The 18,561-nt window shown below is 36.9% G+C and carries 12 protein-coding genes; 10 read left to right on the forward strand and 2 right to left on the reverse strand.

From position 1 onward, the window contains the following. Positions 1-381: 381 nt before the first annotated feature. The 9 genes from EV142_RS08115 to EV142_RS08160 all read left to right on the forward strand — a co-directional run bounded on the left by EV142_RS08115 (position 382) and on the right by EV142_RS08160 (position 13,569). The gene (locus tag EV142_RS08115; protein WP_132034292.1) at positions 382-1,818 is read left to right on the forward strand and encodes a circularly permuted type 2 ATP-grasp protein; all 1,437 of its coding nucleotides are present in this window, start codon (positions 382-384) and stop codon (positions 1,816-1,818) included. 36 nt (positions 1,819-1,854) lie between these two features. After that, positions 1,855-2,808, forward strand: coding sequence for an alpha-E domain-containing protein (locus EV142_RS08120; RefSeq protein WP_132034294.1), 954 nt, complete (start codon positions 1,855-1,857; stop codon positions 2,806-2,808). Positions 2,809-2,812: 4 nt separating this feature from the next. Continuing rightward, on the forward strand, positions 2,813-3,763 hold the full coding sequence (locus tag EV142_RS08125) for a transglutaminase family protein (RefSeq protein WP_132034296.1): 951 nt from the start codon (positions 2,813-2,815) through the stop codon (positions 3,761-3,763). A 173-nt stretch (positions 3,764-3,936) separates the two neighbouring features. After that, the gene (locus tag EV142_RS08130) at positions 3,937-4,917 is read left to right on the forward strand and encodes a YheT family hydrolase (RefSeq protein ID WP_132034298.1); all 981 of its coding nucleotides are present in this window, start codon (positions 3,937-3,939) and stop codon (positions 4,915-4,917) included. A gap of 438 nt (positions 4,918-5,355) precedes the next feature. Continuing rightward, the gene (locus tag EV142_RS08135; protein WP_132034300.1) at positions 5,356-8,232 is read left to right on the forward strand and encodes a TonB-dependent receptor; all 2,877 of its coding nucleotides are present in this window, start codon (positions 5,356-5,358) and stop codon (positions 8,230-8,232) included. A gap of 135 nt (positions 8,233-8,367) precedes the next feature. Beyond that, positions 8,368-9,648 (forward strand): DUF5690 family protein, encoded by a 1,281-nt coding sequence (locus EV142_RS08140; RefSeq protein WP_164502524.1) that lies wholly within the window; start codon positions 8,368-8,370, stop codon positions 9,646-9,648. A gap of 38 nt (positions 9,649-9,686) precedes the next feature. Continuing rightward, the gene (locus EV142_RS08145) at positions 9,687-10,844 is read left to right on the forward strand and encodes a TIGR03364 family FAD-dependent oxidoreductase (RefSeq protein WP_132034302.1); all 1,158 of its coding nucleotides are present in this window, start codon (positions 9,687-9,689) and stop codon (positions 10,842-10,844) included. Between the two features lie 161 nt (positions 10,845-11,005). Beyond that, positions 11,006-11,698 (forward strand): phosphonatase-like hydrolase, encoded by a 693-nt coding sequence (locus tag EV142_RS08150; RefSeq protein ID WP_132034304.1) that lies wholly within the window; start codon positions 11,006-11,008, stop codon positions 11,696-11,698. 188 nt (positions 11,699-11,886) lie between these two features. Beyond that, positions 11,887-13,569 carry a DUF4983 domain-containing protein gene (locus tag EV142_RS08160; RefSeq protein WP_132034306.1) on the forward strand — a complete coding sequence of 561 codons (1,683 nt, stop codon included), beginning with the start codon at positions 11,887-11,889 and terminating at the stop codon, positions 13,567-13,569. A gap of 392 nt (positions 13,570-13,961) precedes the next feature. Here EV142_RS08160 and EV142_RS08165 read toward each other — a convergent pair whose 3' ends face one another. Continuing rightward, positions 13,962-14,546: a helix-turn-helix domain-containing protein gene (locus EV142_RS08165; RefSeq protein WP_132034308.1), complete on the reverse strand. Its 585-nt coding sequence runs from the start codon at positions 14,544-14,546 to the stop codon at positions 13,962-13,964. Positions 14,547-14,707: 161 nt separating this feature from the next. Beyond that, complete coding sequence (locus tag EV142_RS08170) at positions 14,708-16,009, reverse strand: hypothetical protein (protein WP_132034310.1); 1,302 nt, start codon at positions 16,007-16,009, stop codon at positions 14,708-14,710. A gap of 486 nt (positions 16,010-16,495) precedes the next feature. Here EV142_RS08170 and ppk1 point away from each other — a divergent pair, with 486 nt between their 5' ends. Further along, positions 16,496-18,517 carry a polyphosphate kinase 1 gene (ppk1, locus tag EV142_RS08175; RefSeq protein WP_132034312.1) on the forward strand — a complete coding sequence of 674 codons (2,022 nt, stop codon included), beginning with the start codon at positions 16,496-16,498 and terminating at the stop codon, positions 18,515-18,517. The last annotated feature ends 44 nt before the right edge of the window (positions 18,518-18,561 follow it).

Below are 18,561 nucleotides of genomic sequence, written 5' to 3' on the forward strand. Positions count from 1 at the left end.
TATTTTTTAATAAACATCTCAAATTTAGTTCTTTTCTGAGGATGCTATGTTACATAATTTCAATGACTCTGAAACTGTCGATTAATGAATACCCACTAAAGTGTGTTTCTGTATGATATTTTTCCACTATAAATGCAGATAAAAACCTTTAGAAAATTGAAAATTTTGCCAATTCATTTTTTTTCTGAATACGGAATTGTAAAAAAACACAGTTATAAAAAATACTATTTTCAAAATTGAAACACTAAAAAAGGAATAGTATATAAATTATAAAATTGATACTTAATCAATAATTTTCGGAAAAATAAATTTGCATTTTAGATAAAAAAATAAATATTTTTCAACGAAAAGCTAAAATATAATTTATTTAATAATTGATCTATGGCGAAATTAGCACCAGATTTAAATGATAATGGCTGGGATGAAATGTTTTCAAAAGAAGGTGTGCGGGATTCCTATAGTCAGGTTTTTAAAACGCTTCAGGGTTTAAGTCACAAAAATTTAACCAGTAAACAACAGCAGGCTTCTGATTTGTTTATGAATCAGGGGATTACTTTTACCGTTTACAGTGATGATGCCAATGGCATTGAGCGTATTTTTCCGTTTGATATCATTCCGAGAATCATCACGCAAAAAGACTGGCTCGAAGTAGAGTCCGGAATTAAGCAGCGTTTAATGGCCCTGAATTTATTTCTGGAAGATATTTACAACGAACAGCTCATTATCAAAGAAGGCATAATTCCTGCCGGCTTAATTGCTTCTTGTCCTCATTACATACAAGAAGTGCAGGGTATAAAAGTGCCGCATAATATTCATGTTCACATTGCCGGAATCGATTTAATTCGCGGTGCAAAAGGAGAATTTTATGTGCTCGAAGATAATTTGCGATGCCCCAGCGGCGTGAGTTATATGCTGGAAAACAGAGAAATTACCAAACGTATTTTCCCTGATATGCTTTCGTCAAATCATGTGAGTATGGTGAGCAATTATCCTATGATTTTTCATAGTATTCTGGTTTCACTTTCACCCCGCAGTATTCCGAATCCAAATGTAGTTTTGCTGACTCCGGGCGTTTACAATTCCGCTTATTATGAACATACTTATCTGGCACGCCAGATGGGAATTCCTTTAGTGGAAGGCCGGGATCTGGTAGTGAATAACAGTCGCGTTTACATGAAAACCACTTCGGGTTTGCAGCAGGTTGATGTAATTTATCGCCGTTTAGATGATGAATATCTGGATCCGCTGGTTTTTAAACCCGACAGCGCGCTTGGCGTTCCGGGATTAATCAGCGCGTACAGACAGGGAAATGTAGCTTTGGTAAATGCGGTAGGAAACGGCGTTGCCGATGATAAAGCGATTTATGCCTATGTGCCGGATATGATCCAATACTATCTGAACGAAGAACCCATTCTGAAAAATGTTCCCACATACCGGATGGAAAATCTGGACGAACGCGAATACGTCTTTGCGAACATGGAAAATATGGTGATTAAAGAAACCAATCAGAGTGGCGGTTACGGAATGATTATGGGCAATAAAGCTACGCAGGAAGAAATGGAGGATGCCAAAATTGCGATTACTAAAACGCCCCGAAATTTTATTGCACAGCCTATTATCCAGTTGAGCACCGTTCCGTGTCTGATTGATGGAAAACTCCAGTTACGTCATGTCGATTTACGGCCGTATGCGCTATGCGGCCCGAAAGGAATTCAGATTGTTCCCGGCGGACTGACCCGCGTCGCTTTGACCGAAGGCTCCCTGGTCGTAAATTCATCACAGGGCGGCGGTAGTAAAGACACCTGGATTATCAAATAAATTTTTATTTTCTATAACCTTAAAAAATAGTCAAAAATGGGAGTAAATATGCTAAGCCGGGTAGCAGACGGAATGTTCTGGCTTAACCGGTACATGGAACGTACAGATGGAATGCTGCTGACGCTGAATACTTCTTATATCTTATCTTTTGATAAAGAAATAAACGATTCTCAGGGTTACAGGCCCCTTTTGGAATATTATACCAATTTATCCCAGGATAAGATTCATGCCATTCAATACGACACGACTTATGTCCTTAAATACATCATTTGTGACAATCAAAATGATAATTCGGTTAAAAATCTGGTCATTAAAGCGCGTGAAAATGCGAGAGGTGCACAGGATAAAATTACCAAGGAATTGTGGGAGCACATTAATTCTATGTATCACTATATGAATGCTCCCGAGCTGCCAAAAAAACTGGAAACCCATGATGCCTTAAATATTATCACGAAACTCAATAAAGATTTACTGCTCTACAACGGGATTCTTCAGGTTACCATGCCAAGAGGTTTAGGCTGGTGTTTTTCGAGTATTGGCAAACATATCGAAAGATGCCTGCAGACCATTTCAATGACGCAGGCTTATTTTTCGCCTATAAATTACAATCTCGAAGGCGAAGAAGATTTAATTTACTGGCGCAGATTATTGTTGTCGCTCTCGGGTTATGAACTTTATTTAAAAAGTTACTCCAACATTTCACATAATCGAAAAGTAGTACATCAGGTTATTTTCAATAAAGATTTTGCCCATTCAGTCATTTATACGCTTGATTTAATCAATACGTATTTAGACAGTTTGTTCAAGGACAATGATTTGAGCGAAGCCCGAACTTTACTGAACCAGTTTGGGCGTCTGAAAAGTTATGTGGCTTTTACTGATTATCAGCATTTGACCAATCAGGAATTAGAAGATGTGCTGAAAAATACCAAAATGCAGCTTATTCAGTTCTCAACAGATTTCTCGAAATTATTCTTTTCTTACACCTAAAAATATGGCCATTTTCAAAATAGTGCACCTCACAAAATACCAATACAATTATCCGATAAAAGAAAGTATCAACGAAATTAGGCTTTTTCCCCATCATTTTGAAAATCAGGAAGTACTGCAATACCAAATTTTAATTACACATAATCCTGATGTTGATATTTCTGAGGATTATTACGGCAATCGCGTTGGGAATTTCAATGTTTTGGAGGCTCATTCTGAAATGACAATTGAATCCCGAATGTTGGTACGTGTCAATCATTCGCTTAAAATTCCGGATATTGATCCCACTTCCGTGGATAATATTCAGGAAGAAAAGCAAAAAAGCATTTTATTATTACGGCTTTGTTACAGAGACGATATTCAGAAACAAAATGAAATTGCTGAGATTCTGAAGACCATTAAAATTGAGAATAAATCCATTATCGAAATTGCACAGCAATGCAATACCTATGTCTTTGAGAATTTCACTTACACCAAAGGAATCACCAATATCGAAACTACCGTCGATGAAATTCTGACCCTTAAAAAAGGGGTATGTCAGGATTTTGCGCACATCTTATTGCAGCTTTTGCGTACTGCGGGAATTCCGTCCCGATATGTAAGCGGTTATATCTGCCCTAACGAAAGTGGTCTTCGGGGTGAAGGTGCCACTCATGCCTGGGTCGAAATTTATACGCCAAAACAAGGCTGGTTAGGTTTGGATCCCACCAACAATATCTGGACGATGGACAATCATGTCCGGCTGTCTGTGGGACGAAATTTTACGGATTGTACCCCTATAAAAGGAACTTTTAAAGGGCTGGCAAGACAAACACTTTCTGTTTGTGTTTCGATTGGTTATGAAGACGGACGCCAATTCGAAGAAATAAATGATGTCAAACTTCAGGAAGTTTCATTGCGCGTTAAAGAACAATTAGCCTATATGGATCATTTGCAGCAACAGCAACAGCAATAACAATGGAAATGGCATAACAATGGCAATAACAATGAAAGACGAAAAAATGTAAATTTTGAACCGTTTGCAGTCATGCCGTCCTTTAAGGGCTGTATGAAATAAAAAAGACAGTTTTAAATTACATGTTGATTCATTTCATAGATTTGTACTATGTACCAATATACTTTCCTATCATGCCTATAATTGAACAATCAGAATATAATTCCCCTTCTATTATTCATCGCAACAGGCACGTTTCTACCATTTATGCTGCTTTGTTTAAAAGGTTTGACGCTCCGGGATATACAAGAGAAAAACAGGAGTTGAAAGACGGAGATTTTATCAACATCGATTTTATTATAAAGGACCCTAAAAAAGCCGTTATTTTATGTCATGGTTTAGAAGGGGATTCCCGCAGAACGTACAACAATAGCTGTGCGGTTTATTTTCAGGAGAAAGATTTCTCGGTTTTCGCATGGAACAATCGTACCTGTGGAGGAGAAATGAACCGTCTGCCCAGACTGTATCATCACGGTGCAGTTGATGATCTGGACGAGGTAGTTCAGTTTGTTTTGCAAAAAGGCTTCGAAGAAGTGTACCTGATCGGATATTCAATGGGAGGGGTGCAGCTTTTGAATTATTTTGGCTGGACAAAAATGGATGCGCGCATCAAGGCAGGAGTATGCATTTCGGTGCCGACCCATATCGCAACAAGTGCTGAAGTACTCAAACAGGGTTTTAACAAAGTCTATTTAAAGAATTTTACAATTGATATTAAGAGAAAGCTGAAACACAAAGCAGCACAGTTTCCTGATTTTATAAACAGCGATCAAATTGACAGTATTTCCTCTTTTGATGAAGTAGACCATTATTTTACAGCACCGCTGCATGGCTTCGCCAGCCGGGATGATTATTATCAACGTGTTTCCCCGGAATTTTCCCTTAAAAATATTACCACTCCGGTCTTAATTATTAATTCTCTGGATGATCCTTTTTTAGGCGAAAGGTGTTATCCCAGAGCTATAGCGCAGGACAGCGCGTATGTATATCTGGAAACTCCAAAGTACGGAGGACACTGCGCTTTTCCATTGCGTAATTCCGTGCATTCCTATGCAGAGAAAAGAGCCTATTCGTTTTTTGAATCCTTCCAGCCTGTAGCGATTTTTAAGGCCTGAGGTTTACTATTTTAATCAAGGATCCTTTTCCGGTCTTCGGTTGAAAGTAAAGCACAACTTTCTTGTTTACCGAAAAACCTAAAAAAATGTAAACCTAAAGAAACCTTTTTTTATTTTATGTGTTATAATGTTTACTGTATAAAATTTACTATTTGTAAATAAATGGAAGACTTATGTTCCGCTTGGAATTTTATTTTTTTCTTAAAAATAATTTATTTCGATTAGCTGAAATAAGACAAAATTATCAACAATGTAGTTTTTACAGGTACTCAACGCCCTTTTTGGTAAAATTCTACAATTGCTTTTTACAAATTCTTAACAAAGGCAGTGCAATAATTTTCATTTCTTTAACAATTCGATAATTTTAATTTTTTCACTATTTGTAAAATTCATAGTTAATTTGCTTTAATAAATTTAATATTTGTAAACAAACTAACCATGAAAACAATTTACAAGGCAATTTTTATTTTTTCTGCCCTATTTTTTGTGCAAAACATGACGGCACAAAAAGCAACTATCAGCGGAATTGTTACTGACGCACAATCTCCACTGCCGGGAGCGACAATTATACTATCAAACAATCAAAAAGCGACTACTGGTTTCAGCGGCGATTTCACCATACAGGATGTAAGATCGGGAAGTTTCGAATTGCAGATCTCCTATATCGGATATGAAATAAAAACGATCACAGTTGAAGTAAAAGACAATCAACAACTAAATTTGGGGATCATTCGATTACAAACCAATTCAAAAGAACTGAATGAAGTGGTTGTAAGCGGCATGAGCCAAAGAAACAGTGAAGCAAGAGCGCTGAACATGCAAAAGAAATCCATGAGCATAGTTAACGTAATTGCTGCCGATGGTATTGGTAAATTACCGGATCGTAATGCGGCAGAAACCGTTCAGCGTATGCCGGGAGTTTCTATTGAACGCGATCAGGGAGAAGGACGTTTTGTTTCGGTACGAGGATTACCGCCTTTCTGGTCATCCACTACAATCAACGGAAACAGAATTCCAACAGCTGAAGAAGAAACCACTTCAAGAGCCACAGCATTTGACTTTTTTCCATCAGATCTTATCGCTTATGTAGAAGCTACAAAAGCCATTACCCCGGACATGGACGGAGATGCCATTGGCGGAAGTGTCAATTTTACGACTCAGACCGCTCCAACAAAAAGAACCATTAAAGCAACTGTTTTTAGCGGTTACAATCAAAAATCGGATAAAGGAATCTACAGCGGATCCCTTACGATTGGTGACAAAAGTAAAAACGGAAAGTTCGGGTACATCGTTAATGGTACTTATTGGGACAGAAACTGGGCAACCGATAATTACGAAGCCAGAAGACAAGGCGATCAGGGCGTTTACAGATTAGAATTACGGGATTACACCGGAGTTCGAAAAACAACTGGTTTAAATGCTGCCATGGAATTTAATCCTTCCTCAAGAGATAAAATTTTCCTGAAAGCCACTTATGGCGGACTTACCGATGAAGAAACACACTACAAACACCGCATCAGGTTTGATAAATTCAGCAGCGCTACAAATGCTTTAACAGTAGAGCAGCAAGACATTCACAACCAATTAATGACTCAGTTTATTGGTATTGATTTAGGCGGTAAACATCAATTAGGAAATGGGACTTTAGACTGGAGTCTGGCTTCATATCGAAATCAGTTTAAGTACGGAAATATTCCAAATGCAGCAGACAACAGTTATTTCTTAATTCAGTTCAACCAGACCGGTGTTGGCGTTAAACCCGGATATTTAAATACGATTCCGTTGGCAAATGGCGGAGCAGGAGGACCAAGAGCCTATTGGGCTGCTGATGGAGGAATGCTGGATCCTAATCACCCAAAGTCAATTTTTGATTTCTTTTCAGATCCAAATTTTAAAACAGACCCTACAAAAATGAAATTTTCTACACTGGAATTGTATAAAATCAGCATTGTAGAAAGAGATAATATTATTGCAGTTGTAAACTACGAGCACAATTTTAATGAAAATCTTAAAATGAAATTTGGTGCGAAATTGACAGACAAAGACCGTATTGCGACTTTTAGAGATGAATACTACAGTTGGGCAGGATCAGCGACACCATTTTTATCCAACTATGGTTCTGATTTAATCAGTCAGCCGGGAGGAACAAATTATATGAGAAGAGAAACAGGAACCTCCGTTGGTACTGCTTTTGGTCCGGTTTTATCTACAGACGGAATGACGAATTTGTTTAATTCTTCACAAGGGAATCTGGTTTTAAACCCTGCAGATTCTCAGATTCCTGAATTAGGAAAAGGTTTGGGAAGAAACTTTAATGTAGGCGAAACAACGTCTTCTGCTTATGCAATGGCAACGTATTTAGCCTCTGATCAATGGACCATTTTAGGAGGAGTCAGAGTGACCAATACTATTACTCAGGTTACGGGTAAAACAGTTGAGAATAATGTTGTCGTAGATGCTGAAAATACGAAAAGCTACACATCAGTATTGCCAATGCTGCATATAAAATATTCTCCGGTTGATAATTTAAACATTCGTTTTGCGACTACAAGAACTTTTGCAAGACCCAACTTTGGAGACATTTCTCCAGCCGGATCATTAAATACAATCGACGGAGAATACGCAGGAGGAAACCCAAATCTGAATCCGACCTATTCCTGGAACTTTGATTTATTAGGAGAATATTTCCTGGATGAAGTAGGGGTGATTAATGCAGGAGTTTTCTATAAATCAATTACAGATCCTATTTTTGATGATACCTATCAAGGTACGATTAACGGGATTTCAGATATCGAAATCAGTTCGCCTGCCAATGGTGGCAATGCCTGGATTGGCGGTGTTGAATTTGGTATCACCAAAAGATTCAGCTTCCTGCCTGGATTCCTGAAATATTTTGGAACTCAGATCAATGCAACACTTATGAATTCTGAAATGACTTTGGGACAAAATGCCAATAATCCCAACGGAAGAAAAGTGTCAACCCCTTACCAGGCAAAAGAATTATACAACTTGCAATTGTTTTATGAAACAGGTAAACTTAATGTGAGAGCCGCTTTTAATCATAAAGGGGCTTATGCTACAAGTTTTGATGCCAATGCAAAGAATACGGACATGAACGATATTTATTACGGCAAATACAACTCACTTGATTTTTCAGCTTCTTATAAAGTAGGAGAGCATTTTACAATCTTCAGTGATGTAAACAACGTCCTGAACGAGCCTTTAATGTATCATTTTGGAGAAACTCCAAACCGACCAAAACAGGTAGAATATTACGGAGTGAAGTTTAACCTTGGTCTGAAATATAATCTATAGACAACTATAAGTTAACCTGTTGGATGTTCGTCTGTTCTATTTTTGCAATTTATTTTTTTTAAACTGACTGCATCCAACGGGTTTTATACCCAGTCCAATTTTACACCGCAATAATCATTCTAATTTCGAGTACTAATGTCTATAAAAGCATCTAATTTCAGATTTATTTTAAAAACCTCAATAGCGGCATTTGGCACTTATTTTTGCATGTATGCTTTTAGAAAACCTTTTACGGTTGCTACATTCGATCATATGTCATTCTGGGGAATTGATTATAAAATCCTGTTGATTCTGGCACAGGTTTTAGGATATACACTTTCTAAGTTTTTAGGGATCAAAATTATATCTGAATTAAAATCGTCTAGGCGAACTTTGTATTTAATAAGCTTTATAGCCATTTCAGAACTGGCCTTATTAGGTTTTGCCTTAGTGCCGGCGCCCTACAATATAGTGTTCTTATTCATAAACGGATTGCCTTTGGGAATGATCTGGGGAATTGTGTTTTCGTATATCGAAGGAAGAAAAACAACCGAATTATTGGGCGTTATTTTATGTTCGAGTTTTATCGTTTCTTCAGGAGCGGCAAAATCGGTTGGGGTATTTGTCCTGAAAGTTTTGGGCTGTACGGAGTATTGGATGCCTTTTGTTTCGGGTTTAATTTTTATAATTCCGTTAATCGTATTTTCATTGTTTCTGGAGAAAATTCCAAACCCGGACAGCGAAGATTTGGCTTTACGATCCAAACGAAAACCGCTTGGCAAAAAAGAGCGCGCTTCCTTGTTCAGACAGTTTGCTTTTCCGCTTACGGCCATTATTGTATTCTATGCCATGCTAACGGCCATGCGGGAATTCAGGGATAATTTTGCCAGGGAATTATGGGATACTTTAGGCTATAAAGAGAGTATTTCGATCTATATGTATTCAGAAATTCCGATTGCAATTTCGGTTTTGATCATTTTAGGTTTTTTAGGAAGCATGAAAAACAACTACAAAGCCTTCAAAAATTATCATTTGGTATTATTCATAGGTTCAGTGCTGGTTGGTGTAACTACTTTCTTGTTTCAAAAGCATGTATTGTCTCCACTTCCGTGGATGATGATCTCGGGATTTGGGATGTACATTTGTTACATTCCGTTTAACGGTTTGTTTTTTGACCGAATGATCGCCACTTATAAAATAGACGGAAATACAGGATTTTTAATCTACATCGCCGATGCTTTTGGTTATTTGGGAAGCGTTTTGGTTCTCTTTTTTAAAAATTTCGGAGACAAGGATATTTCCCTGTTAAGCTTCTTTACCACCTGCATTTATATTTTATCCTTTGTAGGGATCATTACCACTATAATGTCATTTCATTACTTTAAACGCAAATTCAAAAAAACAATAAAAATCAGTACAACTCCTTTATATACCTGAAGAAAGAAAAAGTTATAAAAGATAAAAACAATTTACACATGAAAGATAAATATGACTTAATCATAGTTGGATCAGGAGTTTTGGGCACATTTCACGCCTATCATGCGCTGTTAAAAGGAATGTCTGTTGCCATTCTGGAAAAAAACAGCAAACCGGAAGGAACAACCGTTAGAAATTTCGGTCAGGTTGTACCGTCAGGAATGGACAGGAAATGGCAAAATTTCGGAAAAGACAGCCTTACCATTTATAAAGATATTCAGTCGAAGTTTGATATTAATCTTCGCCAAAACGGAACGGTATATTTAGCGTCGAACGAAGAGGAAATGCAATTGATAGAGGAATTGCATCAGATTAATATTTCAAACGATTATGAATCGAATTTATTAACGAAAGAACAATGTCTGTCTAAATACGCGGGTTTACGTGCTGATTATTGTACCGGAGGATTATTTTTCCCGCAGGAAGTAACGGTAGAACCTGCAACAATGATTCATAAACTGCATCACTATATGACTGCCAGTCTGGGTCTGGATTTATTTATGAATACATTGGTTGTTCGTACCGAAGACAGATTTACTGAAGTCATAGCAACAACTTCAACAGGACAGGAATACAAGGCTTCGAAAATCATTATCTGTAACGGAAGTGATTTCAAGGTTTTATATCCGGATATTTACAACAACAGCGATTTGATTGTTTCTAAACTTCAGATGTTACAGACCAAGCCGCAGCCTAATTATAAACTGGATGGTTCTATTCTAACCGGATTAACGATCCGAAGATATGAATCATTTGAAGAATGCAAATCATATCAATCGATTAAAGCAAAAGAAGATCAGGAGAGTTTCGAGAAAAAATATGGCATTCATATCTTATTTAAACAGGCACTGGACGGTTCCGTAATTTTAGGAGATTCCCATGAATATGCCTCTGCAAAAGAAATAGATTCATTAGGATTTGATCTGAATATGGACATTGATAATTTCATGATCGAAGAAGCGAAAAAAATTATGGATCTGCCTACTTATGAAATCCAAAGCAGATGGTTCGGTATGTATTCACAATGCAAAACCAAAGATATTTTTGAGCATACGGTTGATGAAAATATTCACATTATAACCGGAATTGGAGGTAAAGGAATGACCGGAAGCGCAGGATTTGCGAAACATAATATTGATAAAATTTTTAATGCTTAAGCGATTGAAAAATATAGCCACAGATTTAAGGATTAAGAGATTTTAAAAATTCTGCTTAATCTGCCGAATCTGCTTGAAAACATTTAACGCATCGTACTGATTTTATTCGAATAAATACTCTCAAACATGAAATTAGCATGTTTATAAAAAATATACACGAAATGAAAATTAATGAAATGGAAATGGTCGTTTTTGATATGGCCGGAACAACAATCAATGAACAGAATATAGTTTACAAAACTTTGCACAAGGCAATTAATCATTTCGGAATTGAAGTTTCTCTGGAAACCGTGCTTTCCCTGGGAGCCGGCAAAGAAAAGTATCAGGCAATAAAAGATATCTTAAAAGAGCTGAATAGTAATGACGTTGAAAAAGCATATCAAATATTTGAATATTTCAAAGAAATACTGGATCAGGAATATTTGACGGCAAGGGTTTTACCAATTGAAGGTGTAGAAGAAGTGCTGGAAAATCTTAAAAAAGACGGTGTAAAAGTGGTCTTAAATACAGGATACAGCAGTCATGTTGCCAATACGTTATTAGAGAAATTAAACTGGAAAAAAGACACCCATTACGATGCTTTAATTACGGCTGATGATGTAGACCTGGGCCGCCCTTTTCCTGACATGATACACAAAGCCATGCAATTATTTCAAATTAAGGACGCCACAAAAGTTTTAAAAGCAGGTGATTCCGCTATAGATATTGAGGAAGGTAAAAATGCCAGATGCGGCATTACCATTGGTGTTTTGTCAGGAGCCCAAACCAGGGTCCAGCTGGAAAAAGCAAAACCGGATTACATCTTAGATTCTCTGGCTTCCTTATACAGCGTTGAAAATCTTGCCACAGATTAGAAATAAAAAAGTTTGCCACGAATTCCACGAATTTTCGCGAATTTCTTTAAGGGAATCAATAGAGAAATAATTTGTAAAAATTCGTGCCGAAAAATTTAAAACATTAAATAATAAAAAATTAGCTAAAATAAATCCCTGCAGGAAATAATTTCACAAGTAAACTAATAGTAACCCATAAATTCAATTCAATGAAAAAGATTTTTAGATTAAGTTACGTTACCATTCTGACAAGTATTTTTTTAGTTACTTCTTGTACTAAAGATCCGCTGACAGACGAAGATGCAGTGAGTACTGCCAAAGCTGTTTCTGTAACCGGTAAATCGGCACTGGCAAATTCGGGTACCAAAAAATTACTGATTATAGGCATCGACGGCTGCCGTGGCGATGTTTTGATGGGTGCCAATACTCCGAATGTTCATGGTCTGCTTCCTAATGCTGTTTACAGTTTAGATGCCTTAACCGAAACTCCAACCTGGAGTGGCAATGGCTGGTCGACTATGCTAACGGGAGTTACACATTTAAAACACGGAGTAACAGACAATTCATTTTCAAGTCCGAATTTCGGAACGTATCCCAGTTTTTTAAAGCGTCTTGAGACCTATAATACCGCTTTAAAAACAATGTCGATCGTGCACTGGGCGCCCATTAACACCTATATTGTAGATGGAATCGATGTGGAAAAGACATTGACAACAGACGCAGCGGTTAAAAATGAAGTAGTTGCGGCACTAACAAACGATAATCCGGATGCTTTATTCCTGCATTTTGATGATGTAGATCACGCCGGGCACAGTTACGGATTTTCGATCAATGTTCCGCAATATAAAGCTGCTGTTGAAACTACAGATGGTTATATAGGAGAGATTTTGACAGCACTAAAAAACAGGCCTAATTATGCCAGTGAAGACTGGCTGGTTATTGTTGCACCGGATCATGGCGGAATAGTAACAGGTTCTACCGGATCTCACGGCGGATCATCTTATGAAGAAAGAAATATTTTTACTATTTATAATAATAAGAATTTCACTTCGGCTAAAATTGAAAAACCAGTGGATCCGACCACAACCATTACAGGTAAATTTGCCAATTTTAATTCGAACAGCATTTATGCTTCAACGACCAATGCGCTTTATAATTTTGGAACTTCAAGTTTTACGGTGGAGTGCAGGGTAAAAACTTCAGGTTATTCGAGCGATCCATCCTTAGTTTCGAATAAAAACTGGGTGAGTGGTAAAAATCGTGGTTTTGTGATTTGCGCGAATACCGGAGGAAAATGGAAAGTAAATATCGGAGATACTCAAAATCGTGTGGATATTTCGGGAGGTACAATCAATGACGGAAAATGGCATCACTTAACATTAGTGGTTGACCGTACAGCTAAATTGGTCAAAACGTACCAGGACGGTGCTTTTGTGGGACAAGCCGCTATTGTTAGCAGTTTTGGAAGCTTAACTTCCGGATTGCCATTTGCTGTTGGACAAGACGGAACTTTGACTTATGGTGCAAACGTAAACGGAAATATTGCTGAAGTTCGCGTTTGGAATAAAGCCTTATCAGAAGCTTCGATTCTTAATTATACTTGTTCAGCTGTTACAGCTTCGCATTTGGATTACTCCAGTCTAATTGGGTATTGGAAAGGCGATAACGGATCAGGCAGCAGCTTTATAGATTCGAGTTCAAAACAAGTTACGCTCGCTTTCCCGAACACGCCAGCGTGGACAACAAGTACAGCGACCTTAAAATGCGGAACGGCTACCGGAGTTGTTCCAAAAATGGTAGATATTGCCTATTCCTCTCTGCAATGGTTTGGTGTACCCATTAATTCAGGCTGGTCACTGGACGGACGTTCCTGGCTTCCGGCAGGGAATTAAAATATTTAGAATGTGTTTATTGTTTTTTTTTGAAAGGTTATCTTCATTTTGGAGATAACCTTTTTTTAATACGGCTTATTTAAGAGTATGCCTATTTAACCGCAAAGAACGCAAGTTTTTTTTTACTGTGTTGAAATAATCCCGCAAAGGCGCAAGGGTGCAAAGTTTATTGATGACTTGCTTCTGCATCTTAGGGAAGTTAATTCTAAAATAAGAACATAAAGCTTAAAAACTTTGCGAGATTAAAACATTACAACTTATAAATTAACTTTGCAAACACAGGAGAACGCAATGAAATAAAACGTAAAGTTCGCAAAGCTTTGTTATAAACTTTGCGAACTTTGCGCAGATCTTAGTGCTCTTAGCGGTTAAGTATTATACGGTTATAAATGTTAGCTGCTACTTTCAGAATAGAAGTAGAGTACCAGCATAACACAATTTTCCTTAGTTCTGTTTTCAGGTACGTGGGGAAGTCTTCCATTGAAACATAGCGAATCGCCTTCATTTACAACTACTTCAGCATCATCAATAATGTAGGTTACGCTTCCTTTTATAATATATTTGAATTCCCAGGCATCAGTGATTACTTTATCACGCTTACTGTCAGGTTCCACTTCAAGAATTACGGCTTCAAAACCGATAGAATTGATACTTTTACTGAAGATATGGTAGTAATTAAAACCTTTTGTTTCAGACCTGTCTTCTTTTTCTATCTTTTGGTAATCTTCTTTTTTGATATGAATAAACTTGGCATTTTTTATGTTTTTGACTCCTTCAAAAAAATAGGTTATATCCGTTTCCAAAGAGTGGATAAGTTCAATCAGAACGGGGAGGGACGGAATGGTTCTGCCATTTTCAATTCTTGAAATCAGACCGTTGCTGACCCCGGCTCTATTGGCTACCTCGTGTATCGTTAAGGCATTTTTCTTTCTAATTTCTTTTAATCTTTTTCCGATACCAATTAAAAAATCTTCCATAAGGTTACATTCACTTTAAAGGGTAAATATAATACTATTAACTTCTATGCCCCTATTGATAAACCAATTAAAAATGAAGACAGGGATAAAAAAAATGGATATGCAAACAAGAATAGAAGTGAGCCAGCTTCTTGTTTGCCTATCCAAAATAAAAAGACAGTTTAGAGCGTACTAATCTTCACTGAACTGGCTTTATCATTAAAATTGCCCAGACAACCATTATTTCCTGTTATTACAACAGATTCTCCTCCAAAATTATCATTCTGATACAGGGTAATTTTGTATCCGTTTTCTAAGCGAACAGAAGACAGATCATCATTTACAATACCATACGATTTTAGCTGAGCCAAGGTGTAATTACCGGCAGGCAAAGCAATGGCATAACCGGTATAGTTACAATTTTGGTAAACGGTTACGATTCCTCCGGCATTGGCATTATATTTATTATCAGTATAGATACGGGAAAAATTGCCTACACCATCAAAATAATTATCGGCTAACTTGGCAGGATCGGTTGCAAATTCTCCGCCTTGTACAATCGCATCATTTCCATCATTCCATGCCCATGGAGCGTTGGCACCACCGGTTTTAAAATCATTTCCTGTAAATCCTCCTCCCGGACTGGAGAACAATTGAGTATTGAATCGTTGGTCCCATAATCCTCCGGTTTCAAAAATATCGACCAATTTGTACTCCACATAGTTGTCATAATTATCAGCGGGTACCTGTGCCACTCCGCTGGCAGAAGGGTAGTAGATAATTCCGTCTCCGTCTATATCGTGCTGCGGCCAGGCTTTAAGACTGTGTCCCTTAGAATCCTGTGCTGTAACAGGATGTAATTCTCCGTTGTAATCTCTCATTTGTAATGTTCCGTCAATACTTTCCAGTCCGCTTACAAAAGAACTTCCGGAGGGTGTATAAGAAAAAAAGTCGGAATGACTTACTGTAACGGCTCCTTTTAAGGCACCATAAGCAGATCCGTTTTTTTCTACAATCATTAATACACCTTCTAAATCATTTTCATGTTGGTCCAGTTGGTATAAAAGGGCGTTATCTGTCCAGTCTCTTGGAGAGAAAAAAGCATACGTAATAAACCAGTGTGTATTGGATTCTACTACCGAATAGTAACAATGTGCTGCTAAAGAGTTGGCATAAGCAGGAAGATTGTTCCAGTTGTTTTCGCCATTCCAGTCATTGTCATAGTTAATAGCCGTAATGTAATCCGATTTTCCACCTTCGGCATAAGTTCCTGTCGCATCAACGTCTCTGTAATGAATAGGAGCCCATCTTCTCGCCAAACCAGAAGTTGCTGCTGCAGTCATTTTTTTGAAATTTTGTTCTTTTTTTACCGTCGCAGTAGCTTCTGCTTCCTCCATTGTCGTATCCTGACAGGAGAATGCAATTGTAGCCAGCAGCATAAGAAAGACTTTGCTTAATACCTTTTTTCGATTCTGTTTTTTCATAATTCCAGTTTTAATTGTTAATAACCTATTTAAATTCATTGATTTTGATACCTTATCTGACAGCAATACCCCACTGAGAAAAAATAATCAGCGGCAGTAGAAACTTCATTCCTTAAAATTTTGACGACAGCCTACTTTGTTTTTTGAATTATAATTCTTACTCCTTGTAAGTACCTTAAAAGAGAAATCGTACTATCCGGGTGGTATTATAATACCGTTAACAAAAAGTTAGCAGGATAAGGATGATATGTGGTTTGCGGAGTCGATAAAAACAGAGAAGCAGAGCAGGCCCATAATGCAATTATAATCGTAGGTCCGGATTAGTTACAGCCCTTCTGATATGCAGTTCAGTATATGTTACCTGTAAATTAAATTATAGTTAAGGGGCTGTTTGTATTGTATTTTGAGATAATTTAATCCTCAAATTTACCAGTGTATTAATTAAAGCATAAACCAATTTATTACTCATAATAGGATCTATTAAACGTGCAAAACCACCTTATACCTTCAGAAATTTCCTGGCTTTCCTTCAATAACTGTATTTTGGATGAAGCAGATGACTTGAATAATTCGTTATACGAAAGAATTAAGTTTTTAGCGATTCACTCTTCTAATTTAGATGAATTTTTCAGGGTTAAAATCAGAAAGCTGCTGATTAAAAATTCAAAAAAAAATAAAGACGTACTGGATAAAATTCTGACGGAAGTAAATCTCCAGCAAAATAGATTCGGAAAAATCTGGAACCGTTCAATAGTACCGGAGCTGGCCGCTAATAATATTGTGTATTATGAAAATCAGGAGCTTTTAAAAGAGCATTTGTACGAGATTGAATATTATTTTAAAAGTATAATTTTGTCCTATATTCAGGTGATTTATATTTCTGTAAACCAGCCTAAAACTTATTTCTTAAATAATCGGAGTTTATACTTTTTGGTAAAGCTAAAAGATACTTCAGGCAACTATAACTATGCCTACGTGAATATTCCTTCGGATAAACTGGATCGGTATAAACAATTACAGAATCAGGGAGATACGCATTATATTATTTCGATTGATACGATAATAAAGAATTGTTTATCCTTTATATTTCCTGCCGGAAAAGTGGTTTCCTGTAATGCCATAAAGCTGAACAGAGATGAAAATTATCTGATAGAAGATGAAAACTCAGGAGATTTAATAGCAAAAATTGAAGCAAAAATAGAAGAACGAAAACGAGGTTCGTCGACAAGATTTCTGTATGATTCTGCTATGGACGCCGACACCATTTCGATTTGTAAAAAAGCGTTTCGACTTAAAAAAGAGGAAATGATAAAAGGCGGCAGCCATCATAATTTTTATGATTTATTCAAGTTTCCAAATCCTGTAAAACCAAATCTTCAGGGAGCAAATTATCCGGGTATCAAACATCTGCCTTTTGAAAGCAGCAAGTCCATTTTTGAAATCATTGACAAGCAAAATCAATTGCTTCACTTTCCGTATCAATCGTATTATTATGTACTTCAGTTTTTTAATCAGGCGGCAATTAACAGAAACGTTCTCGAAATAAAAATTACTTTATATCGCATCTCATCGCAATCGTTAATTGCAAATGCTTTGATAAGTGCCGCAAAAAATGGTAAAAAAGTAACTGTTTTTGTAGAGGTTAAAGCACGTTTTGATGAATACAATAATTTATTCTGGTCCCGGGAAATGAAAAATGCCGGTATCAAAATCATTCAGAGCATGCCGAATTTAAAGGTTCATGCTAAAGTTGCCATGGTAACAATGAAAGACAAATACGGAAATAAGAAACACTATAATTATATATCAACGGGAAACTTTAATGAAAGTACAGCAAATATTTATGCTGATTTTGGATTTTTTACTTCAGAAAAAAAATATACCGATGATTTAAAGAAAGTCTTCACCTTTCTGAAAACCAGGAAAAAAGCCGGGGCACCGAAACATATTCTGGCGGCTGGCTTTAACATGAAAGATAAATTAATGGAATTAATCGATCATGAAATAGAAAATAAAAAAGCCGGTAAAGAAGCTGCCGTATTTTTAAAAGTAAACGGAGTTGATGAGAAAGATATCATTGATAAACTTATCGAAGCAAGCAGGGCAGGTGTTGACGTGACATTGATAGTACGCGGAATCTGCACCTTATTGCCCGGAATTAAAGAGGTAAGCGAGAATATAAAAATCTACAGGATTGTAGATATGTTTTTAGAACATTCGAGAATATACAAATTTGCTAATAATGGTCAGGAAAAAATCTACTTGTCATCTGCAGATATGTTAAGCCGAAATTTAAACAGAAGAATAGAAGTTGCTTTTCCGTTGTATGACGAAAAGCACATTGCAGAAATCAATGCCATTATTCAGATACAACTGGAAGACAATACAAAAAGGAGAATCATAAACAGCGAAGGAAATAATGAATTGGATGCGCCAGGTATAAATGAACCAAGACGTGCGCAGACCGAAATTTATAATTGCATCGCTGCAGCCAATCAAGTATCTTAAAGTAAGCTTTACAGAAAAAGGCTGCATACAATTTCTCAATAAAG

It is taken from the genome of Flavobacterium circumlabens (assembly GCF_004345565.1).
GTDB lineage: Bacteria > Bacteroidota > Bacteroidia > Flavobacteriales > Flavobacteriaceae > Flavobacterium > Flavobacterium circumlabens.

Excerpts from the sequence above, each read along its gene's own strand:
- EV142_RS08115 (WP_132034292.1), top strand. The coding sequence starts at position 382 with ATGGCGAAATTAGCACCAGATTTAAATGATAATGGCTGGGATGAAATG.
- EV142_RS08120 (WP_132034294.1), top strand. The coding sequence starts at position 1,855 with ATGGGAGTAAATATGCTAAGCCGGGTAGCAGACGGAATGTTCTGGCTT.
- EV142_RS08125 (WP_132034296.1), top strand. The coding sequence starts at position 2,813 with ATGGCCATTTTCAAAATAGTGCACCTCACAAAATACCAATACAATTAT.
- EV142_RS08130 (WP_132034298.1), top strand. The coding sequence starts at position 3,937 with ATGCCTATAATTGAACAATCAGAATATAATTCCCCTTCTATTATTCAT.
- EV142_RS08135 (WP_132034300.1), top strand. The coding sequence starts at position 5,356 with ATGAAAACAATTTACAAGGCAATTTTTATTTTTTCTGCCCTATTTTTT.
- EV142_RS08140 (WP_164502524.1), top strand. The coding sequence starts at position 8,368 with ATGTCTATAAAAGCATCTAATTTCAGATTTATTTTAAAAACCTCAATA.
- EV142_RS08145 (WP_132034302.1), top strand. The coding sequence starts at position 9,687 with ATGAAAGATAAATATGACTTAATCATAGTTGGATCAGGAGTTTTGGGC.
- EV142_RS08150 (WP_132034304.1), top strand. The coding sequence starts at position 11,006 with ATGAAAATTAATGAAATGGAAATGGTCGTTTTTGATATGGCCGGAACA.
- EV142_RS08160 (WP_132034306.1), top strand. The coding sequence starts at position 11,887 with ATGAAAAAGATTTTTAGATTAAGTTACGTTACCATTCTGACAAGTATT.
- EV142_RS08165 (WP_132034308.1), bottom strand. The coding sequence starts at position 14,546 with ATGGAAGATTTTTTAATTGGTATCGGAAAAAGATTAAAAGAAATTAGA.
- EV142_RS08170 (WP_132034310.1), bottom strand. The coding sequence starts at position 16,009 with ATGAAAAAACAGAATCGAAAAAAGGTATTAAGCAAAGTCTTTCTTATG.